Genomic DNA, 21,410 nt, shown 5'->3' on the forward strand with positions numbered 1-21,410 from the left:
GTTTATACTTTGCGTTGCTCAATTTAATGCAGCTTACGTTTAGTATTGACGCTATGTCATCACCTATTTATAAATGCAGCGCATAAATAGGCTCTGTATTGCTTCAATACCAAACATACAACCGTAAATTAATCTGCGAAAGGAATACCCCCTCGCCTTGTTAATATTTTAGGTTTGTTCTATTGGCTCTAATTGTAACTTAGCTGCAATTAGAACGGCTTGGGTTCGGTTGTAAACACCCAGTTTTCTAAAAATTGCGGTAATGTGTGCTTTGACTGTTGCCTCAGAAATATTTAATTCGTACGCTATTTGTTTATTTAGTAATCCTTCATGAAGGTACTGTAATACACGATATTGCTGTGGTGTGAGTGATGCAACCTGCGCTGCTATTTCTCTGTCTTCTCCTTCAATCTCGGCGACTTTATCTTTGAGCTCTTTTGGAAGCCACGTATCGCCTTCAAGTATCTGATTAATGGCATTGGCAATATCATCTGATGATGATGATTTAGGTATAAAACCCATTGCGCCGTAACCCATTACTTTAGACACTATGTTTATATCTTCACTTCCTGATACAACTGCTATAGGTAAACTTGGGTAGTCTTCGCGAATGCGTATCAGGCCATATAAATCGCCATTACCTGGCATGTGTAAATCTAGCAGTAATATATCAAGGTCTTCTTGTTCGCTAAGTACTTGCAATGTGCTATCAAAGTCTGATGATTCAAATACCTCTAAATCGTCAAACTTAGCACTTAAAGCTCCTTTTAGTGCTTCGCGAAATAACGGATGATCATCCGCTATTAAAAACTGACTCATGGTTCGCTCCTAATAAATTCGGCTGCCACTAAGAAAATAAATACTTAGTGGCAGCCGATATACTACGTTTAGAATCAACTTGTAATCAAGTTTTTAACGCGCATTTAACGATTTAATCGATTTTCAATAAGCTCATCGACCACCGTAGGATCTGCAAGTGTTGATGTATCTCCCAACTGTTGGTGCTCATTTGCGGCTATTTTGCGTAAAATTCGACGCATAATCTTACCTGAACGCGTTTTTGGTAAACCTGGTGACCATTGAATCATATCAGGGGAAGCTATTGGGCTTAGCTCTTTACGGACCCAGTTACGAACTTGCGTTGTTAATTCATCGCTTACCGTCACACCTTCATTGGGTGTAATGTAAACATAAATACCTTGGCCTTTAATATCATGCGGATAACCAACTACTGCCGCTTCAGCGACTGCGTCATGAGCCACTAGAGCACTTTCAATTTCAGCGGTGCCTAAGCGATGTCCTGATACATTAAGCACATCATCAACACGACCAGTGATCCAGTAATAGCCATCTTCATCACGACGACAACCATCGCCTGTAAAGTAAACACCAGGGTAAGCACTAAAGTAGGTTTGTTCAAAGCGTTCGTGATCGCCATAAACTGTTCGCGCTTGCGAAGGCCAGCTATCTAAAATAACTAAGTTACCATCTACCGCACCTTCAAGTGTATTACCCTCTGCATCATATAACGCTGGTGCAATACCAAAAAACGGATGAGTAGCAGAACCCGGCTTAGTTTGGGTCGCCCCTGGCAGCGGTGTGATCATAATGCCGCCCGTTTCGGTTTGCCACCACGTATCGACAATTGGGCAATTAGCATTACCAATATTTTCGTGATACCAGGTCCATGCCTCTGGATTAATCGGTTCGCCCACCGACCCTAAAATGCGCAAACTTTCACGTTTTGAAGACGCTGTAGGCTCATTACCTTTCGCCATTAACGCACGAATTGCTGTAGGGGCTGTATATAAAATGGTGACATTATGCTTATCAATCACCTCACCCATACGTCCAGCTGATGGGTAAGTTGGCACACCTTCGAATATTACTTGCGTACAGCCATTAACTAACGGGCCATATGCAATATAGCTGTGGCCAGTGATCCAACCTACATCGGCGCTACACCAATATACGTCGTCCTCTTGCAAATCAAATACATATTCGTGAGTCATTGATGAATAAACTAAATAGCCACCAGTAGTATGTACTACACCTTTTGGCTGACCCGTTGAACCTGATGTATATAAAATAAAGAGTGGGTCTTCTGCGTTCATTGGCTCCGGTTCGCATTGCGCTGGTAAATCAGCAACAAGGTCGTGCCACCAAATGTCGTGCTCGTTCCATTCAACCTCACCACCGGTAAGCTGATGCACAACAACGTGTTCAATACTCGTTACAGATTCATGCGCTACGGCCTCGTCAACATTGGCTTTTAAAGGTACGCAGTTACCCGCTCGGCGGCCTTCATCAGATGTGATCACCACTTTTGCGCCTGAGTCTTTTATGCGATCTGCAATTGCAGAGGGAGAAAAACCACCAAAAACAACCGAATGAATAGCACCAATGCGCGCACAGGCTTGCATGGCGTAAATTGCTTGCGGCGTCATAGGCATGTAAATAGCAACTCGGTCACCTTTTTGTACGCCCAGTTTTTTTAAGCCATTGGCAAAGCGTGCCACTTCATCGTGTAATTGTTGATAGGTTATATTTTCGCTTTGATTTGGGTTATCACCTTCCCAAATTAGGGCAATTTTATCGGCTTTGGTTTTTAAGTGGCGGTCAATACAGTTATAAGAGGCATTTAAAACACCATCTTCGTACCACTTTATATCTATATGGCCTTTATCAAATGAGGTATTTTTTACTTTAGTGTACGGAGTAAACCAATCTAAGCGCTGACCATGTTCACGCCAAAACCCTTGTGGGTCATCAATCGACTGTTTGTAGAGTGTATTATATTTTTCGTTATCAACTAACGTCGTTTTTTTTATGTGTGCAGGAACAGGATAGATACTTTGTGACATCTCAGTCTCCATTTTAATAACTTGCCATGATTAAAGGATTACTCAGCAGTACTTTATTAAGTATTAGACCTTAGTTGTACGCCCCTTCTAATTAACGTTTTGTCGTTTATAATCTCGCGGCTCATGACTTTTTTACATATAAATACAGTATGTTAAATATAAGTAAGTCGCTATCGAATTACTCTTAAACCTTGGTCTTATAGACCAATAGGTAATTGAGTAAATTTTGCACATATTTAAAAGTGGTTTTTGAACACAAAAATAATGATGCAATCATGCTACTTAAACTCTTATTTAACCAATGAATTCGTAACGTGATGCAAGATAAGTAAAAACTTTTATTCGTAAGTAGTACCTGTAGCAAGTAATACATTTGAACGTCTAAAAGTAATAACCAACAAGTAGCCTTTGAAGGACACCACAATGAAATTTACCCCATTAAAAACATTGGCAGCAAGCGCAGTACTATGCGCATTAACAAGCACAGCACACGCTGCAACAGCAGCAAAAATAGGTAATACAGAATTTACATACGGCGGATACATTAAGCTAGATACTATGTGGAGCGATTACTCTGCAGGCGCCCCTTCGGGCTCAAGCGTTGGCCGTGATTTTTATGTGCCAAGCACGCTGCCAGTTGGTGACGATGACGATTCTGATGCTGTATTTGATATGCATGCGCGTGAGTCACGTTTCAACTTTGGCACATCAACTTTAATGGATAACGGTAAAACAGTAAAAACTAAAATTGAGTTAGACTTTTTGGCATCAGCACCAGGTGGTAACGAGCGCGTATCAAACTCTTATGCTCCGCGTATTCGCCATGCATTTGTTACTTACGATGGTTGGTTATTTGGTCAAACTTGGTCAAACTTTCAAAATGTGGGTGCACTTGCTGAGACCCTTGATTTTGTAGGCCCAGCTGAAGGCACTGTTTTTGTTCGTCAAACACAAATTAAATACACAACAGGCGCATGGTCGTTCTCTTTAGAGAACCCAGAAAGTACCATTACCACACAAGGTGGCACACGTGTAGAAACCGATGATGCATCATTACCTGATTTTACCGCACGTTACACACATAATGCCGATTGGGGTAACTTTGTCGTTGCTGCGCTTGCTCGACAACTTACTTATAAAGTAGGTGATGTAGATGCCGATGAGACCTCTTTTGGTATAAGCGCATCAGGGCGTGTAAATTTTGGTGAAGACTACCTTAAATTTATGCTTACTCAAGGTAAAGGCCTTGGACGTTACGTGGGCTTAAATGTTGCCCACGGTGCAGTGCTTAATGGAGATGAGCTAGACGCAATAGACTCAACATCTGGTTTTGTTGCATATCAACATAAGTGGACAAGCCAGTGGCGCTCAACGTTCTTATATTCTTTCTTTAGTGCTGACAACAACACCGATTTATTAGCTATCTCTGGTGATCCTGTTGAATCTAGCCAAAGCTTTAGTGCAAATATTTTATATTCACCGGTTAAGCGCTTAACATTTGGTGCTGAGTTTAAGCATGCAGAGCGTGAGACAGAAGGTGGTGTTGACGGCGATTTAGACCGTTTACAATTTTCTGTTAAATACAATTTTTAATTAGATTTATTGATCACACCAAAGCGGCTTAGGCCGCTTTTTTTAAACCAAGACATAAAGCCTTAGTGGGCATTACTCCCTGATAATTTCGCAATAACCTTGCATTAATGCCAATTAAGCGCTGTCTAAAGGGAGCTTCTTCAGCTATTTACTCTTTGCTACACACAGGGATGCTTTACTCGGCAATACTCGACTCCACTATGCCACAAATCGAGCACCATGATTAAACAGACCCCAGCTTGAGCAAGTTTTTATTTGCAAAGATCGACAAGTTATAAACCGCTCTTTTGTTATAGGGCTTGTATTATAAGGCTCGCCACTATATTAGATATAAGACAGAATTGACCCTGTATCAGTTTTGCAGCTACTTAGTTGCTAAAATCCACTAAAATTCTTAACTTTACCTAAAAGTATATTAATTTGCTCAAACAACAATCTTTGTTATTGAAAATCACTCTCATTTAGATTATGTTGTGCACTTCTTTTTTGAACCTTTTGGAAAAACACATGTCGTCCCAACAAATTTTGCGTTTATCTAAGCTCAGTCTTTTTACTTCACTCGCTTTATCTGGTCATGCATTTGCACAAGAAGCTATAACAAATACAGATGATACATTAGAAAAAATAGCAGTATACGGCCAGCATCATAAAAACTACATCACTGAAGATGCGCAATCTGCTACAAAATTAGGCCTAACAATTAAAGAAACACCTCAAAGTATTTCTGTTGTTTCTCGTGCTTTAATGGATGATTTTTCACTAGATGATATCAACTCAGTGCTCGAGAGCACACCAGGTGTAACTGTAGAGCAAATAGAAACTGACCGTACTTACTTTAAAGCCCGTGGCTTTGAAATAACAAACTTTCAGGTTGATGGTTTAGGAATTCCACAAAGCTCTGGTTCTATTCAAGGCACTTTAGATACTTCTATTTACGATCGAGTAGAAATTGTACGTGGTGCAAACGGCCTTATGACAGGTGCAGGTAACCCTTCTGCAACTGTAAACATGGTGCTAAAAAAACCAACCTATATAACACAAGCCCATGCGTCTTTGTCTTACGGCTCTTGGGATAACAAGCGCTTAGAGCTAGATTATTCTACACCGATTAATGATGATCACGCTGTACGTGCAGTTTTTACAAAGCAAAAAGCTGAGTCATACCTTGATCGTTACGAAACAGATAAAACAATTGGTTACCTAGCCTACGAAGGCAAACTAACTGACGATACAACGCTAAGCATTAACTATGTTAACCAACAAAAAGATGCCGACAGCCCTCTTTGGGGTGCACTGCCTCTTTACTATACCGATGGCACTGCTACAGATTACGACGTATCTACAAGCACTGCAGCCGATTGGTCATACTGGGATAACAGCGCAGAGCAAGTCTACGTAACACTTGAACAAAACCTATCAGCTACATGGGTTGCAACGGCGCGTTATGCACACATAGAAAATGAGCAAGACTCAGAGCTATTTTACGTATACGGAACACCAGATAGAGAGACAGGTCTTGGTTTAACAGGCTACGCAAGCCGTTACGACTACGAAGATAAACATGATTTATTTGACTTGTACGCCAGCGGTAAATTTGATTTATTTGGCCAAGAGCACGACCTATCATTTGGTGTTAGCCAAGCAAAAATGGATTACAACGAGCAGTCGCTTTATGACTACACAACGGGCAACGGCTTTCCTGCGATGCCATCGCTTGACACATGGGATGGTGTAGCGCCTGAGGCAACTCTTGCTGATGGTTTAAATGGCAGCGAGATAGAAAACAAGCAACAATCAGCTTATATATCTACTCGCATAAAATTAAGCGCACCGTTAAGCGTACTAGCCGGTGTGCGTTACACAGATTGGGAAACTTCTGGTAGTGCTTATGGTGTTGAACAAACCCGTGACGATAGCGAAGTTATTCCTTATGTTGGAGCTGTATACGATTTCAATGAATCGCTTTCCGCTTATGCAAGTTATACAGAAACGTTCGTACCACAAAAAGAACTTGATATAAATGCTGAGCAGTTGGCGCCAATTACAGGTAAAAGTAGCGAAATCGGTTTAAAAGCACAGCTTTTAGACGACCAAGTATTTGTCACCTTTGCTTACTTTGATGCAAAGCAAGAAAACCTAGCCGTTGCATTACCAGATTCATTACCAAACGATACACGTTATTATGGTGCTGATGGGATCAACAGTGATGGGTTTGAAATAGAACTAAGTGGTAAAGTAACCGACGATTTAAGTGCAAGTATCAGCTTTAGTAACTTAAGTATTGAGGGTGATGATTTAGTTGAAGATTACACGCCAGAGAATCAGCTAAAACTGGCTGCAACTTACCAAGTACCATTTGTTGAAGGCTTAACATTTGGTGCTAACTACCGCTGGCAGGATTCTGTTAGCCGCGTCCAAGTTGAAGATGCAACCGGTGCTGCACTTGTAACCACTAATCAAGATGCTTACGGTATTCTTGATTTAATGGCTAACTACAAAATTACAGAAAATGTGGGGGTTACTTTTAACGTTAATAACACCACAGACGAAAAGTACCTACACAGCCTATACTGGGCTCAAGGTTACTATGGCGCGCCACGTAACTACGCGCTTTCAGTTAATTGGCAGCTATAATCAGCTAATTTATTGTTAGCTGAAGTAAAATACAAAAAGGCGCTAACCAGTAATGGTTAGCGCCTTTTAAAGCTCGGGTCAAATCAAGCTTAGAGAACGTTTTATAACTTAAAGGTCAGACTCATCACCTAATACATCTTCACCGTCTTCTGGTTCAACAGTTGCCTTTAATAGCAGCAAATCACGTAACTTGCCTTCTATTTCATCTGCAATTTCTACGTTTTCTTTCAAAAACTTAATTGAGTTTGATTTACCTTGGCCTACTTTATTGCCATTGTAGCTGTACCAAGCACCTGCTTTTTCAACAATTTTGTGCTTAACACCTAAATCAATTAACTCACCATGCTTAGAAATACCCTCACCATACATGATGATAAATTCAGCTTGTTTAAACGGGGGAGCAACTTTATTTTTAACTACTTTAACGCGAGTTTCGTTGCCTATGACTTCGTCGCCTTCTTTAACAGATCCAATGCGTCTAATGTCTATACGCACAGATGCATAAAACTTAAGTGCATTACCACCTGTTGTTGTTTCTGGGTTACCAAACATTACACCAATCTTCATACGAATTTGGTTAATGAAAATACACAATGTGTTTGAGCGCTTAATATTACCTGTAAGCTTACGCAATGCTTGCGACATTAAACGTGCTTGCAAACCCATGTGTGAGTCACCCATATCGCCTTCAATTTCAGCTTTTGGAGTCAGTGCTGCAACAGAGTCAACAATAACAACATCTACAGCACTTGAGCGTACTAACATGTCACAAATTTCTAGTGCTTGCTCACCGGTATCTGGCTGAGAAACTAGTAGATCATCAATATTCACACCTAGCTTTTGTGCGTATACCGGATCAAGAGCATGCTCAGCATCAACAAAGGCACATGTTTTGCCTTCTTTTTGTGCTTGTGCGATAACTTGCAAAGTAAGCGTTGTTTTACCTGATGATTCAGGACCATACACTTCAACAATACGCCCCATAGGTAAACCGCCTATGCCTAAAGCAATATCGATCCCAAGTGAGCCTGTAGATACAGCATCAATATTTAGGGCTTTGTTATCGCCCAGTTTCATAATTGATCCTTTACCAAACTGACGCTCAATTTGTGATAAGGCAGCGTCCAACGCTTTTTGTTTATTATCGTTCATTCTGTTCTCCAAATCCGGCTAATGCGAACAAGTATACTGTATGAAATTACAGTATCAAGTTATATTTATAAATTTATCTTCTCGATAGTGCTTTTTAATGCAAATTCAATAGCTTGAGCTCGAACTTTCGCTCTATTACCCTCAAATACTTGCTTAAACGTGAATTGCTTATCGGCAATTTGTATGCAAAACCATACTAAACCAACGGGTTTATCGGGCATGCCGCCGCCTGGCCCAGCTATCCCCGAAATTGCTATAGCAACATCGGCTTTGGCCATGTTTGTCGCACCAAATGCCATCTCTTTTACTGTTTGTTCACTCACTGCACCAAATTTTTCTAGCGTGGTATTAGCTACATTAAGTAGTTCGTGCTTTGCTTCATTGCTATATGTGACAAAAGCTCGGCCTAAGTAAGCCGAGCTACCAGGGGTATCTGTTAGCGCATAGCTCACTCCGCCCCCGGTACATGATTCTGCGGTAGTGATCCATAAGCGTTTATCCGTTAAAATAACGCCCAATTGCGCAGCAAGTGTTGTAATCTCTTGATGTAATTCCATATTCAGCCTTTGGGTAAGTACATGTCGTTTGATCTTTATGCACCACACACTATAAAACAACAAACCCCTATGATGCAGCAGTATCTAAAAATAAAATCAGAGCATCGCGATATTTTATTGTTTTATCGTATGGGGGATTTTTATGAACTCTTTTTTGACGACGCTATACGCGCGGCACAACTACTCGATATTTCACAAACACATCGCGGTAAAGCCGGTGGCGATCCCATCCCGATGGCGGGCGTGCCTTATCACGCAGTAGAAAACTATTTAGCGCGTTTAGTGCAAATGGGCGAATCAGTTGCTATATGTGAGCAAGTTGGCGACCCCGCTACCAGTAAAGGACCCGTTGAGCGTAAAGTAGTACGTATTGTTACACCAGGTACTATTTCAGATGAGGCCTTATTACAAGAGCGCCAAGATAACTTTCTCACCAGTGTATGGCAAAATAAAAAAGGGCTTTATGGTGTTGCCTACCTTGATATTAATTCAGGGCGTTTTAACATTGTCGAAGTTACCACCGACGAAGCATTCACTTCAACGATACAACGCTTAGCACCTGCTGAACTTTTATATTGTGAAAGTTTTGAAAACACTCATTTAATTGAGCATATAAAAGGGGCACGCCGACGCCCTGAATGGGAATTTGATCTAGACACCGCTCAGCATTTACTGTGCGAGCAGTTTGGCACTAAAGATTTAGTTGGTTTTGGTGTAGATAAAGCGCATACTGCTTTAGTTGCTGCGGGCTGTTTGATGCAGTACGTAAAAGATACACAGCGCATTGCCCTACCCCACATTCGCGCTATAACGCTTGAGCATAATGAACACGCTGTTATTTTAGATGCCGCAACACGCAAAAATTTAGAGCTAACCGTTAATTTATCTGGCGGTTTTGAAAACACCCTAGCGCAAGTACTTGATAAAACGGCCACAGCCATGGGCTCGCGTTTACTTAAACGCCGCATTCATACACCTGTACGAAACAAAAATGAGCTTAACTCACGTTTAAATGCTATTAGTGCGATTTTAGATGCGCAGTTATATGGCGAGTTGCACGATTCTTTAAAAGAGATTGGTGATATAGAGCGCGTTATTGCACGTCTTGCTTTATGCACCGCACGCCCGCGCGATCTGACTCGACTTCGCACTGCCCTGCAAGCGCTTGCCCCATTACACGCATTATTAAACGATGCGAATGATGAGCGTATTGCTAGTATTGTCCGCCACTCTGAAGAGCTGCCTGAGCTGCAAGCTTTACTTGAGCGCGCTGTTATTGATAACCCCCCTGTGCTGATACGCGATGGAGGCGTTATTGCACCAGGCTACAACAGCGAGCTCGATGAGTGGCGAAACTTGAGTCAAGGCGCAACCGATATACTTGAGCAATTAGAGCTCAGAGAGCGCGAACGCACAGGTATCAGCACATTAAAAATTGGTTACAACAAAGTACATGGTTTTTTCATTGAGGTGAGCCGTGCAAACTCACATTTAGTTCCTGATGACTATATTCGCCGTCAAACGCTTAAAAATAATGAGCGTTATATAATACCTGAGCTAAAAGAGCACGAAGATAAAGTGCTTGGCAGCCAATCAAAAGCACTGGCGCTTGAAAAGCAGTTATATGAAGAGCTATTTGAGTTTATAGCACCAAATATTGAACAGCTTCAAATAATGGCTAGTGCGTTGGCCGACTTAGACGTATTGAATAATTTAGCAGAGCGCGCTCAAACGCTTAACTATGCAAAACCACAGCTTTGCGATGATGACAATATAAGCATTAAGCAAGGTCGTCACCCGGTGGTAGAGCAAGTAATGAAAGAACCTTTTATTGCCAACCCTGTGGAGCTAAATAGCCAGCGTAAAATGTTGATTATTACTGGTCCTAACATGGGTGGTAAATCAACCTATATGCGTCAAACCGCGCTTATTGTACTGATGGCGCACATTGGTTGCTACGTGCCTGCTGATAGTGCCAAAATTGGTAATATTGACCGAATATTTACTCGTATTGGCGCAAGCGATGACTTAGCCTCTGGCCGCTCAACCTTTATGGTAGAAATGACAGAAACCGCCACAATATTAAATAACGCAACAGCTCAGTCGCTAGTATTGATGGACGAAATTGGCAGAGGTACCAGTACCTACGATGGGTTATCTCTTGCTTATGCAACGGCCGATCATCTAGCTCAAAAAATATCTGCTAAAACACTCTTTGCTACTCATTATTTTGAATTAACAGAGCTTGCCGAGCAAAAAGCGGGGCTTGTTAATGTGCACTTAGATGCCATAGAGCACAACGATACCATTGCATTTATGCACACCGTGCTCGATGGTGCGGCAAGTAAAAGTTTTGGCTTACAGGTCGCTGCGCTTGCCGGCGTACCTAAAGCTGTAATAGCCCAAGCAAAGCAAAAGTTAAAACTACTCGAAAGTCATCAAAGTGTGACAGCACCTAATGCTGAGCAGCAGGCGTTTTCATTTGCTAATGAGCTACCGGAACCTGAGCCCTCTGAGGTTGAAGGACAGCTTAGCGCAATAGACCCAGACAACCTATCACCGCGCCAAGCACATGAGTTACTTTATAAGTTAAAAGCACTGCTTTAGGTTTGGCATAAAAAAGCTGAAGGTTTTATCCTTCAGCTTTTAAACACATAGGCTGTATTAAATCTATTACGAGAACTGGTCAAACAAACTTTCTGTGCTTAACCCTTCTTGCTGTAAAATATCTTTTAAGCGGCGAAGTGCTTCTACCTGAATTTGTCTTACACGTTCTCGCGTTAAACCAATTTCGCGACCAACATCTTCAAGGGTTGATGGCTCATAGCCAAGTAAACCAAAACGGCGCGCCAATACCTCGCGTTGTTTAGGGTTTAGCTCACCTAGCCAATCTACAATATGCTTGTTGATGTCGTTGTTTTGAACTTCTCCCTCAGGACCTGCGCTTTTTTCATCAGCAATAATATCTAACAGCGCACTGTCGTTTTCGCCACCAATTGGCGTATCAACTGAGGCAATTTTTTCGTTCAAACGCAGCATTTTTGTTACGTCTTCTACGGGTCTGCCTAGGCTTTGGGCAATTTCTTCTGCTGTTGGCTCATGATCTAGCTTTTGTGTTAGCTCGCGAGCTGTACGCAGGTATACATTTAATTCTTTAACTACATGAATTGGTAAACGAATTGTGCGCGTTTGATTCATAATAGCGCGTTCAATTGTTTGGCGTATCCACCATGTTGCGTAAGTTGAAAATCTAAAGCCGCGCTCTGGGTCAAACTTTTCAACGGCGCGGATTAAACCAAGGTTACCTTCTTCAATTAGATCTAAAAGTGCTAATCCTCGGTTATTATAACGGCGGGCAATTTTTACAACTAAACGTAGGTTACTTTCAATCATACGCTTGCGTGATGCTTCACATCCACGTAGCGATTTGCGGGCAAAAAATACTTCTTCTTCTGCGCTAAGTAGGGGAGAAAAACCAATTTCTCCTAAATAAAGCTGAGTTGCATCGAGGTTTTTAGTGACTTCCTCTTTTGCAAAGATCTCTTCTTCGTTATCGACTTCTTCGAGTAGCGCTGCAGTTTCTTCTACTGCGGTGTCATCAAATTTTTCATCGGTGGTGTTTTTGTCAAGTTTTGCTGCGTTAGCCATAAGCCTTCTCCCGAGCAATTATCAATACCTAGAAATTAGGGAAGGTATTTAGCAGGATTGACAGCTTGCCCACGGTAGCGAATTTCAAAACGAAGCGCAGTAACCGAAGATTCTGACTTGCCCATTTCTGCTATTTTTTGTCCTGCCTTAACTTTCTGCTTTTCTTTAACAAGTAGTTTCGAGTTATGTGCATAAGCACTTAGGTAATCATCATTATGTTTCAAAATGATTAAATTACCGTATCCCCGAAGCGCATTACCCGCATACACCACCGTTCCTTGTGCTGCGGCTAAAACTGAAGCCCCTTTACGGTTAGTAATCTGTAAACCCTTGTAACCGTTTTCCTTATTAGAAAAGCGTTTCGTTACTTTGCCCTTTGCAGGCCAAAACCACTGTACTTTACTGCTCGACGAGGGTTTAGCATTACTAACTATTTTATTGGCTTGTTTTCGAACATACTCTCGTTGTTTCGGCTGATCAAGATTTTTCTTTAATTTTTTGTTAGTTTTTTGTTTTATTTTGGTCGTTATAGGTTTTTGTATGGCTGGTGAACTATCCCTACTCACTATGCTATTACTCGCATCGAGTGAAATAACCTGGCCGGGATATATTACGTAAGGTGATGGAATTGCATTATTTTTTGCAAGTGTTTTAAAATCAAGTCCTGCGCTAAACGCGATTGAATATAAAGTGTCGCCTGTTTGAACTTTATATTTGTTTCCAGCTATATTTATCCCTTTTTGAAAATCAGTTACATTTGTATTAAGGCTGCTAACAGGCGCTGGACTATGACGAGATGAACACCCTGAAATAATAATAGCAATAAATACAATTACATATATTAGATGCTGACTATTCAAGGTGTTTTACTCCAAAATAATAAAAAGTACTACTTTTGCCGGTTAGCGCAATAAAAAGTAAGCAACAGCAATTAATATAACCAAACCCCAACCAAGTACTTCTACATATTGACGTAATTTTTTTTCCATTTGCGCGCCGCCCCACTTCATTAAAGCAGAAACTAAAAAGAAGCGCGCACCACGTCCAACCGCAGATGCAATTAAAAATGGCAAAAATGCCATCTGTAAAACACCCGCCCCTATAGTAAATACCTTGTATGGGATAGGTGAAAAACCAGCTAAAAATACCACCCACACGCCATATTCTTTAAACCATGTAAGCGCGGTTTCAAACTTTTCTTGCCAGTGCATCTGCTCAATAAAAGGTTGAACAACAGGTTCAAATAGCCAATAGCCTAAAAGGTAACCTACGATACCGCCAAGTACTGATGCAACTGTTGTAAAACTAGCAAATCGCCATGCTTTACTTGGCTGAGCAAGCGACATAGGGGCAAGCATCACATCGGGTGGCACTGGAAAAAAAACCGACTCGGCAAAACTCATAGCAGCTAAATAGCGCTCAGCAAAACGGTGTTTTGCCCATACAAGGGCCATGTCGTATAACTTAGTAAAAAATTTCAACGTGAATTCCTATTCAATGTCACCAGGTACTAGGGGTACAAATCGTACTGGCGCAATTACATGCTCTGTAAAGTTATTGCCTTGGCGAATAACCATGGTTAATTTTTGTTCTTTATCGCCTATAGGGGCGAGTAGAACACCGCCATCTGATAGTTGAGAGAGTAGATCTTGCGGTACTTTTGATGCGGCTGCGGTCACTATAATACCATTAAATGGAGCTTGTGATTGCCAACCTTGCCAACCATCGCCGTGTTTCATGGTTACGTTGTATAAATCAAGTTGATGTAGACGTCGCTTTGCTTGCCATTGCAATGCCTTAATACGTTCAACCGAATATACTTTGTTAAAACATTTTGCTAATACCGCTGTTTGATAACCAGAGCCTGTGCCAATTTCTAGCACTTTATCTCGCACCCCAGCCAAATAAAGCAGCTCGGTCATACGCGCCACAATATAGGGCTGCGAAATAGTCTGCCCTTGCCCTATTGGCAACGCGGTATTTTCGTACGCCTTGTGTTTTAATACATCATCAATAAAAGCGTGGCGCGGTATATCTGCGATGGCTTTTAATACCTGCTTATCTTCTACCCCTTCTTGTTCTAAAAGCTTAGCAAGCGCATTTGCACTACGGGAGTAATTAGCCAGCACCATCTATCTCCATTTCAGCTAACCACTGCCCAACCGCTTCAATACTCTCTTTTGCCGTCATATCAACACTTAATGGGGTCACCGAAGCATAACCGTTATTAATAGCGTAAAAATCAGTGCCCTTACCTGCATCACTCTCAGTACCTAGCGAGCCATACCAAAAGATATCACGTCCCCATGGATCGGTTTGTTTGGTCATGGTTTCGGCTTTATGACGAGCACCTAAGCGGGTAACTTGCACCCCTTTTAGCTCACTTAAAGGAACATCGGGTACATTTACATTAATAATTTGATCTTTTGGCAGTGGGTGCGAAGCAAGGCCTTTAATTATATTAACGGTCACCGCTGCTGCGGTTTCAAAGTGCTCACCATGGTGCGAGCAAAGCGATACGGCAATTGCGGGTAAACCTAAATGGCGGCCTTCGGTTGCTGCCGCAACGGTGCCAGAATATAAGGTATCGTCGCCTAAGTTAGCGCCATGGTTAATACCGGCCACAACAAGATCGGGAGTTTCATCTACAAGCTGGTTTACACCTAGATGCACGCAGTCCGTCGGGGTACCATTAACCGATATAAAGCCGTTTTCAAGCCTAGTAGCGCGCAGTGGATTTATTAATGTTAACGAGTTACTGGCGCCGCTACAGTTACGATCTGGGGCTACAAGAGTTACATCGGCAATTTGCGTGAGTGCTTGATACAAAACAGCAATGCCTTTAGCATTAACACCATCATCGTTACTTAGCAGTATCTTCATTTTGACTGTCCTTTTCTTTTCGCTCATTAGGGCTTGCATCGGTGTAATCCACCAGCTCACGTAAAAGTGCGGTAGCAAAACACCCTTTAGGCAAACCAAAGCTTAATTTTAATGTGGTTTCGTCTAGTGTTTCTATGGCTAAATCTTGCGGAAGAAGGCGCAGCATTCGGCGCTCATTTTTAAGACCTAATTCTCCTAAACCCTCACACCATGCTTGGTATGGTTTTAGCCATATTTTTTCTTGTTCAGTTAAGCCTTTTTCGCTTTTACCCACCATAGGGGCCGACATCATAATATCGCCAGATGCTAAACGCGCTATGTTTTCATCGCTTATTGCATCCTCAAAAAAGGCATTACTCCCGCTAAGCATAAATACTTCACGGTGCATAGTTTTAGCTAACCCATGTTCTTTTACACGCAAGCTCACTATTTGATTAAATACATGTGAACGGGCTGCGGAGATAATAATACCGCGAAGTTTTTTATCGCGAATACGCTCACCAGCAAACATTTTTTCGGCCATCACTAGATTATGGCCATCGCGACCAAATCGTTGCTCACCAAAGTAGTTGGGCACGCCAGCACGTACAGCATTAATACGGCATAATATATCAAGCGGCTGGGTTACATTACGAAGGGTAATAGTAAATCGGTTGCCTTTATGGCAGCCGGTGCGAAGTTTGCGTTCGTGGCGTTGCTGCGCAATTACAAAAACACTTTCACTATTGAGCTCTGTAAAATCTATGTGCTTTTTAATCGGTACTTTTACACTAAACCATTGACTGCACACGCCGTGACGGTCTTTCATGCCGGCATAGCTTACTTCACGCGGTGATACGCCAGCCTTTTGTGCAATTAACTTGGCTACATACTGGGTGTTTTCACCTTTTTTTACCACCTGTAAGCATACATGCTCTCCGCTGCCGGTAAATTCTATACCTAGGTCTTCATCAACCATAAAATCTTCGGCAATGGTTTTAAAATCAGCTTTTGAAAGCGGCGCACCGTATAAGTAATTTAAGTCGCTCATGCGCTTGCTGTACTCTTAGGCGCTTTACTCATAATAACCACCGCATGGCTAGAAATACCTTCCTTACGCCCTTCAAAGCCAAGCTTCTCAGTGGTGGTCGCTTTAACATTTATTTGTGAAAGTTCGCAATTTAAATCGCTAGCTAAATTTGAGCGCATAGCGTGAATATGTGGCAACATTTTAGGCGCTTGTGCCACAATAGTGACATCGCCATTGCCCAGTATATAACCTTGCTCTTTGGCAAGGCCTACAACATGACGAAGTAAAATGCGGCTGTCGATATTTTCATATTCGCTCGCCGTATCCGGAAAATGCTTACCAATATCCCCCATCGCCAAGGCGCCTAAAATAGCATCGCACAATGCATGAATAGCAACATCGCCATCTGAGTGTGCTAAGAAGCCCTGCGAGTAATCAATTTTTACGCCGCATATTGTTATTGGGCCTTCGCCACCAAATTTGTGTACGTCAAAACCATGGCCAATTCGAATCATAATGCTTGCTCGTTTTGTTGTTTGTTTAATAAAAACCTCGCCAAGTCTAAGTCCTCTGGCGTGGTTATTTTAATATTATCGCTACGCCCTGCAACTAGCTTAACGGGCTTATTTGCCCACTCAATGGCACTGGCTTCATCAGTAATTGTTACGCCTTGTAAAAGCGCTTCATGCAACGCCTTTATAAGCTCATCATATTTAAAAAGCTGCGGAGTAAGCGCTTGCCATAAATCATCACGAGGCACGGTTTGCTCGCTATGCGTGTTACCACGCTTTATGGTGTCTTTTACTTTACTGGCCAAAATACCGCCTTCGTTATCGGCTATACAATGCGTTATTAAGGTGTTTATATCGTCAATGGTGACTAAGGGGCGAGCTGCGTCGTGCACTAGTACCCACTCAGGAGGGTTACTCTCTAAAAACAATAAGCTATTGAGCACGGAGTCGGCACGCTCTTGCCCCCCCTTTGCACGAACAATACGCGAATCAATAGGTGCAAGATTATCAAAGTAAGGGTCGGTTTGGCTCACGGCGACCACTATTTGGCTTAAGTTTTGTAATTGCGAAAGCTTACACAGCGTATGCTCTAAAATAGTTTTACCTGCCAATTTAATATACTGCTTTGGGGCTGTATGCTGCATTCTACTGCCAACACCTGCAGCGGGTACTATGGCAGCAATTGTATTATTCGTTTTCATGTCTTTTTGCCGGTAATACGCGTATAAACGTCTCATCCGGTTTAATCATTCCTAATTCGTTTCGAGCGCGCTCTTCTATACCTTCTTGACCAAGCTTTAAGTCTTCTATATCAGCGGTAAGTACTTTATTACGCTTAATGAGTTTTTCGTTCGTTTGTTGATGAGAAGCCACAGCTGCTTTTAAACGCGTATAGTCTTGCACACCGTTGTGACCAAACCAAAGTCGGTATTGAATAAACAGTGCTAAGCACAACAAGCCAAGTTGAAAAAACCGCATTTAACACTCCCTATTGGTTTTCGTTTTTAAATAAAATTAGGCTCTTGGGCGCTTTATATTACGCCAATTAATATTACTGGCTAATAGCATCTCTCTGAGTGAAAGTAGCCTAGGTGCACAGCGTTTTGAAAATTGCCACTGATGCCCACAACATGCCGCTGTTAAACTCATTTTACTGGGTTTTAGCAACTGCGCATTAGCTTGCTCTAAGCCTTTACCAAAAAAATCAAACCAGCCTAGTTCATTACAATGCAATTTACTGTCGCTTACTTGATCTATGCTGTCTATTCTTAGCCTAATTTGATCATGGCTATTTATTAACACCGGCACTATTAGCCCCACTTGGGCATGTTTTTTATAAAAAAGTTCATTTGCCTGAGCGTTAACCTCGGGCGGTGTTGGCTTTTGTTTTTCAAGCCACGAGCCATTTTGTGAGTCAAGCGTAAACGGTGAGCTTCCATTAGCAACCAAAGTTGCTGCCCGTTCTATATAATACGGTAAGCTTTTTAGTTGGCGGCGAAGTTTATCGGCATTAGGCTCCGCCACTAAACGCTGCACCTCACGCTGATAAAACGCATTACACAATTGTGCATACAACACTTTTTGCGCATCACTTTGCCATATTTCTTGCTGCTGAGCTGCAAGTGGCTGACTCTTCGCTACCAATAGTTATACTCAAAAAACAATTAGGTAGCTGTTTTATAGCACAGTGGCGATTACTTTTTAAGCGCGCGTAGCAATTTAAGCGCTTGGCTTTTCACCTAATTTAGCAATACCGCTTTCTAAAAATTGCACCACAGTATTGCGCTTTTTACCAATTAATAAACTGCCATCTGCTAAAAACATAAAGTTTTGCCAATTACGTTTAAATACATCAAAGGTGGTTTCGATAACGTTATCGCGCGCCATACAAAAATAAACCGTGGTATTAGCCTGCCAATCTAAATGCTCCAAAATAGCTTGCGGTAAGCTTTCGTCGCCATTTTCCCACGCATCTTCCCAATTAACTTGTTCGCTAAAGCTTTCTTCTTTACCGCACCAATCTGTTTTATCAAAAAAGTCGGGGTGGTCAAATTCGCGGCTTACCATTGTGGTCCAAAGTACCGCAGCACGTTCGCTGGTCATTGGTTTTATTCGCGCTGCATCTTGCTCAGGTACAGGAAGGTCTTTATGACGAAAAACCCAGGCTTTTTTGTAATCATCGAGAGAAATATAATTCATAGTGTTGGTGTATTCTTTGGCATAATAAAAAGCAAACGCAATTATACAAGAGATCAAAACATGACTACAGCAATAAAACCACTTTCCCTCAAACCAGGTATATACCAACACTACAAAGGCCCGCAATACAAAGTATTTTACGTAGCTACACACAGCGAAACCGACGAGCAATTAGTGATATACCAAGCCCTATATGGCGAGTATGGCATGTGGGCACGCCCGTTAAGCATGTTTTTAGAAACCGTTGAAAAAGACGGCGAAACCATACCTAGGTTTGCATACCTTGGACCTGCAGATTAACTATGGCATTATAAACACATTCAAAACTGCTCAGACCAGATAAGGGTAACCCGTGCAATTTAATTCTACCGACAACTACATCGCTAGCAGCTCGCTTAAACAAGCTGTCAATGCCGCCATTATGCTCGAAAAACCACTCTTAATTAAAGGTGAACCAGGCACGGGAAAAACCATGCTGGCTGAGGAGCTTGCAAAAAGTTTAGATACCGAGCTTATTCAGTGGCATATAAAATCTACCACCAAAGCGCAGCAAGGCTTGTATGAATACGACGCGGTGTCGCGCTTACGCGACAGCCAATTAGGTGATGAACGCGTACATAATATTGGTAACTACATAGTTAAAGGTAAGCTGTGGCAAGCGTTTAACTACGCCGAACTTAACGGCAAACGCCCTGTACTATTAATCGACGAAATAGACAAAGCCGACATCGAGTTTCCAAACGACTTACTACTAGAGCTTGATAAAATGGAGTTTCATGTATACGAAACTAACGAGCGCATTGTAGCCAAAGAGCGGCCTATTGTGATCATCACGTCAAACAACGAAAAAGAACTACCTGATGCCTTTTTACGCCGCTGCTTTTTTCACTATATTGATTTTCCAAGCAGCGAAGAAATGCAGCAAATTATTGATGTACACTACCCTAATGTTAAACAAGATTTAGTTCGCCAAGCTCTCGAAGTATTTTTTAACCTGCGCGAAGCAAACGGCCTTAAAAAGAAGCCTTCCACCAGCGAACTGCTGGATTGGTTAAAGCTTTTAATGGCCGAAGATATAGACGCTAAAACACTGCACGACAAAACCCAAAAAGGCGGCTTAATGCCAATGTTTGGCGCCTTACTTAAAAACGAGCAAGACATAAGCCTAATCGAAAAATTAGCCTTTATGAGCCGCCGTTAATATGTTGATTGCGTTTTTCTTCAAACTACGTGAATACCGCTTACCGGTAAGCCTGCGCGAGCTGCTCGATTTAATTAACGCCTTAAAAAAAGGCGTTATATTTGCCGACGTAGACGCCTTTTACCATTTAGCACGCACCATAATGGTAAAAGACGAAACCCATTTTGACAGGTTCGACAAAGCTTTTAGCGATTACTTTAGCGGCATTGTCGACTTAGACCTGCTCGAGAGTTTAAAGCAACAGCACAACCTACCTGAAGATTGGTTACGGAAAGAATTTGAAAAGCACCTAAGCGATGAAGAAAAAGCCCAGCTAAAAGCCATGGGTGGGCTCGAGGAGCTCATGAAAACCCTAAAAGAGCGTTTACAAGAGCAACAAAAACGCCACGCAGGTGGCAATAAATGGGTGGGCACTGGTGGTACATCACCTTTTGGCGCATATGGCTATAACCCAGAAGGCGTGCGTATAGGGCAAGACGGTAACCGACATCGCCAAGCGGTAAAAGTGTGGGATAAACGCGAATACCGCAATTTAGACTCCGACCGTGAAATTGGCTCACGTACAATAAAGCTCGCCCTTAAAAAATTACGTAAATTTGCCCGCACAGGCGCAAGTGACACCCTTGATTTAAATGAGACTATTCGTGCAACCGCCAAACAAGGCGGCATGTTAGATTTAAAAATGGCACCCGAGCGCCACAATGCCGTAAAAGTATTAATGCTGTTTGATATTGGCGGCTCAATGGATGACTACATTCATACCTGCGAGGAGCTATTTAGCGCAGCCCACAGCGAGTTTAAACATTTAGAGTTTTACTACTTTCATAACTGCTTATACGAGCACGTTTGGCAAGACAACGCACGCCGCCATTCAAACATCATCGACACCATGACGCTGATTAATAAATTTACCAGCGACTATAAAGTGATATTTGTTGGCGATGCCACTATGGGCCCCTATGAAATCGCCTACCCCGGCGGCTCAGTAGAGCACTACAACGAAGAGCCCGGCAGTGCATGGTTATCACGAATCACCAACCACTTTGATAAAGTTGCTTGGCTCAATCCACAACCCGTTGAACACTGGCCGTACTATCAATCAATTGATTTTATAAAGCAGCTAATGGATAACAGAATGTACCCGCTGAGTTTAGATGG

21 protein-coding genes are annotated in these 21,410 nt (G+C 42.1%); 6 read left to right on the forward strand and 15 right to left on the reverse strand.

Annotated features, from left to right (window positions below):
- Positions 1–168 precede the first annotated feature (168 nt).
- Both AABI99_RS06995 and acs read right to left on the reverse strand, forming a co-directional pair.
- Entirely contained in the window at positions 169–819 is a 651-nt protein-coding gene (locus tag AABI99_RS06995) for a response regulator transcription factor (RefSeq protein ID WP_338364829.1), read from the reverse strand.
- Between the two features lie 104 nt (positions 820–923).
- A complete protein-coding gene (acs, locus tag AABI99_RS07000) occupies positions 924–2,864 on the reverse strand; it encodes an acetate--CoA ligase (RefSeq protein ID WP_338364830.1) in 1,941 nt (646 codons plus the stop codon).
- 423 nt (positions 2,865–3,287) lie between these two features.
- Between acs and AABI99_RS07005 the strand changes: the two genes are divergently transcribed.
- Both AABI99_RS07005 and AABI99_RS07010 read left to right on the forward strand, forming a co-directional pair.
- Positions 3,288–4,457 carry a DcaP family trimeric outer membrane transporter gene (locus AABI99_RS07005; RefSeq protein ID WP_338364832.1) on the forward strand — a complete coding sequence of 390 codons (1,170 nt, stop codon included), beginning with the start codon at positions 3,288–3,290 and terminating at the stop codon, positions 4,455–4,457.
- Between the two features lie 507 nt (positions 4,458–4,964).
- Entirely contained in the window at positions 4,965–7,091 is a 2,127-nt protein-coding gene (locus tag AABI99_RS07010; RefSeq protein ID WP_338364834.1) for a TonB-dependent siderophore receptor, read from the forward strand.
- 108 nt (positions 7,092–7,199) lie between these two features.
- Here the strand turns inward: AABI99_RS07010 and recA are convergent, their stop codons facing one another.
- Together recA and AABI99_RS07020 are read right to left on the reverse strand one after the other, a co-directional pair.
- Positions 7,200–8,243, reverse strand: a complete 1,044-nt coding sequence (gene recA / locus AABI99_RS07015; RefSeq protein ID WP_338364836.1) for a recombinase RecA — start codon at positions 8,241–8,243, stop codon at positions 7,200–7,202.
- A gap of 65 nt (positions 8,244–8,308) precedes the next feature.
- Positions 8,309–8,800, reverse strand: a complete 492-nt coding sequence (locus tag AABI99_RS07020; RefSeq protein ID WP_338364838.1) for a nicotinamide-nucleotide amidohydrolase family protein — start codon at positions 8,798–8,800, stop codon at positions 8,309–8,311.
- A gap of 21 nt (positions 8,801–8,821) precedes the next feature.
- On the opposite strand from AABI99_RS07020, the gene mutS reads away from it, so the two are divergent.
- On the forward strand, positions 8,822–11,407 hold the full coding sequence (gene mutS, locus AABI99_RS07025; protein ID WP_338364840.1) for a DNA mismatch repair protein MutS: 2,586 nt from the start codon (positions 8,822–8,824) through the stop codon (positions 11,405–11,407).
- Between the two features lie 66 nt (positions 11,408–11,473).
- On the opposite strand, the gene rpoS is transcribed toward mutS, so the two are convergent.
- The 11 genes from rpoS to AABI99_RS07080 form a co-directional block, all read right to left on the reverse strand.
- A complete protein-coding gene (gene rpoS / locus AABI99_RS07030; RefSeq protein WP_338364842.1) occupies positions 11,474–12,448 on the reverse strand; it encodes an RNA polymerase sigma factor RpoS in 975 nt (324 codons plus the stop codon).
- Positions 12,449–12,483: 35 nt separating this feature from the next.
- Positions 12,484–13,308: a peptidoglycan DD-metalloendopeptidase family protein gene (locus AABI99_RS07035; RefSeq protein WP_338364844.1), complete on the reverse strand. Its 825-nt coding sequence runs from the start codon at positions 13,306–13,308 to the stop codon at positions 12,484–12,486.
- A gap of 42 nt (positions 13,309–13,350) precedes the next feature.
- Complete coding sequence (locus AABI99_RS07040) at positions 13,351–13,929, reverse strand: YqaA family protein (protein WP_338364846.1); 579 nt, start codon at positions 13,927–13,929, stop codon at positions 13,351–13,353.
- Between the two features lie 9 nt (positions 13,930–13,938).
- Positions 13,939–14,577, reverse strand: a complete 639-nt coding sequence (locus AABI99_RS07045) for a protein-L-isoaspartate(D-aspartate) O-methyltransferase (RefSeq protein ID WP_338364866.1) — start codon at positions 14,575–14,577, stop codon at positions 13,939–13,941.
- The gene (surE, locus tag AABI99_RS07050) at positions 14,567–15,331 is read right to left on the reverse strand and encodes a 5'/3'-nucleotidase SurE (protein WP_338364848.1); all 765 of its coding nucleotides are present in this window, start codon (positions 15,329–15,331) and stop codon (positions 14,567–14,569) included. The genes AABI99_RS07045 and surE overlap by 11 nt, the downstream gene beginning before the upstream one ends.
- Entirely contained in the window at positions 15,312–16,361 is a 1,050-nt protein-coding gene (locus AABI99_RS07055) for a tRNA pseudouridine(13) synthase TruD (RefSeq protein WP_338364849.1), read from the reverse strand. The genes surE and AABI99_RS07055 overlap by 20 nt, the downstream gene beginning before the upstream one ends.
- Complete coding sequence (gene ispF, locus AABI99_RS07060) at positions 16,358–16,855, reverse strand: 2-C-methyl-D-erythritol 2,4-cyclodiphosphate synthase (protein WP_338364851.1); 498 nt, start codon at positions 16,853–16,855, stop codon at positions 16,358–16,360. The genes AABI99_RS07055 and ispF overlap by 4 nt, the downstream gene beginning before the upstream one ends.
- Entirely contained in the window at positions 16,852–17,553 is a 702-nt protein-coding gene (gene ispD / locus AABI99_RS07065) for a 2-C-methyl-D-erythritol 4-phosphate cytidylyltransferase (protein WP_338364853.1), read from the reverse strand. Before ispD ends, ispF begins: the two co-directional genes overlap by 4 nt.
- On the reverse strand, positions 17,540–17,830 hold the full coding sequence (gene ftsB / locus AABI99_RS07070; RefSeq protein WP_338364855.1) for a cell division protein FtsB: 291 nt from the start codon (positions 17,828–17,830) through the stop codon (positions 17,540–17,542). The genes ispD and ftsB overlap by 14 nt, the downstream gene beginning before the upstream one ends.
- A gap of 36 nt (positions 17,831–17,866) precedes the next feature.
- Entirely contained in the window at positions 17,867–18,496 is a 630-nt protein-coding gene (locus AABI99_RS07075; RefSeq protein ID WP_338364856.1) for a hypothetical protein, read from the reverse strand.
- Positions 18,497–18,571: 75 nt separating this feature from the next.
- The gene (locus tag AABI99_RS07080) at positions 18,572–19,051 is read right to left on the reverse strand and encodes a DUF2947 domain-containing protein (protein ID WP_338364858.1); all 480 of its coding nucleotides are present in this window, start codon (positions 19,049–19,051) and stop codon (positions 18,572–18,574) included.
- Between the two features lie 60 nt (positions 19,052–19,111).
- On the opposite strand from AABI99_RS07080, the gene AABI99_RS07085 reads away from it, so the two are divergent.
- The 3 genes from AABI99_RS07085 to AABI99_RS07095 all read left to right on the forward strand — a co-directional run.
- Positions 19,112–19,351, forward strand: coding sequence for a DUF1653 domain-containing protein (locus AABI99_RS07085; protein WP_338364860.1), 240 nt, complete (start codon positions 19,112–19,114; stop codon positions 19,349–19,351).
- A gap of 52 nt (positions 19,352–19,403) precedes the next feature.
- Complete coding sequence (locus AABI99_RS07090; protein WP_338364862.1) at positions 19,404–20,252, forward strand: MoxR family ATPase; 849 nt, start codon at positions 19,404–19,406, stop codon at positions 20,250–20,252.
- Between the two features lies 1 nt (position 20,253).
- A partial coding sequence (locus tag AABI99_RS07095; RefSeq protein ID WP_338364864.1) for a VWA domain-containing protein occupies positions 20,254–21,410 on the forward strand: 1,157 nt, incomplete at its 3' end.

The sequence above is a fragment of the uncultured Pseudoalteromonas sp. genome, assembly GCF_963922945.1.
Lineage (GTDB): Bacteria > Pseudomonadota > Gammaproteobacteria > Enterobacterales > Alteromonadaceae > Pseudoalteromonas.

Bases quoted from the DNA above. Each gene is read 5' to 3' on its own strand.
- AABI99_RS06995 (WP_338364829.1), bottom strand. From the start codon at position 819: ATGAGTCAGTTTTTAATAGCGGATGATCATCCGTTATTTCGCGAAGCA.
- acs (WP_338364830.1), bottom strand. From the start codon at position 2,864: ATGTCACAAAGTATCTATCCTGTTCCTGCACACATAAAAAAAACGACG.
- AABI99_RS07005 (WP_338364832.1), top strand. From the start codon at position 3,288: ATGAAATTTACCCCATTAAAAACATTGGCAGCAAGCGCAGTACTATGC.
- AABI99_RS07010 (WP_338364834.1), top strand. From the start codon at position 4,965: ATGTCGTCCCAACAAATTTTGCGTTTATCTAAGCTCAGTCTTTTTACT.
- recA (WP_338364836.1), bottom strand. From the start codon at position 8,243: ATGAACGATAATAAACAAAAAGCGTTGGACGCTGCCTTATCACAAATT.
- AABI99_RS07020 (WP_338364838.1), bottom strand. From the start codon at position 8,800: ATGGAATTACATCAAGAGATTACAACACTTGCTGCGCAATTGGGCGTT.
- mutS (WP_338364840.1), top strand. From the start codon at position 8,822: ATGTCGTTTGATCTTTATGCACCACACACTATAAAACAACAAACCCCT.
- rpoS (WP_338364842.1), bottom strand. From the start codon at position 12,448: ATGGCTAACGCAGCAAAACTTGACAAAAACACCACCGATGAAAAATTT.
- surE (WP_338364848.1), bottom strand. From the start codon at position 15,331: ATGAAGATACTGCTAAGTAACGATGATGGTGTTAATGCTAAAGGCATT.
- AABI99_RS07055 (WP_338364849.1), bottom strand. From the start codon at position 16,361: ATGAGCGACTTAAATTACTTATACGGTGCGCCGCTTTCAAAAGCTGAT.
- ispF (WP_338364851.1), bottom strand. From the start codon at position 16,855: ATGATTCGAATTGGCCATGGTTTTGACGTACACAAATTTGGTGGCGAA.
- ispD (WP_338364853.1), bottom strand. From the start codon at position 17,553: ATGAAAACGAATAATACAATTGCTGCCATAGTACCCGCTGCAGGTGTT.
- ftsB (WP_338364855.1), bottom strand. From the start codon at position 17,830: ATGCGGTTTTTTCAACTTGGCTTGTTGTGCTTAGCACTGTTTATTCAA.
- AABI99_RS07080 (WP_338364858.1), bottom strand. From the start codon at position 19,051: ATGAATTATATTTCTCTCGATGATTACAAAAAAGCCTGGGTTTTTCGT.
- AABI99_RS07085 (WP_338364860.1), top strand. From the start codon at position 19,112: ATGACTACAGCAATAAAACCACTTTCCCTCAAACCAGGTATATACCAA.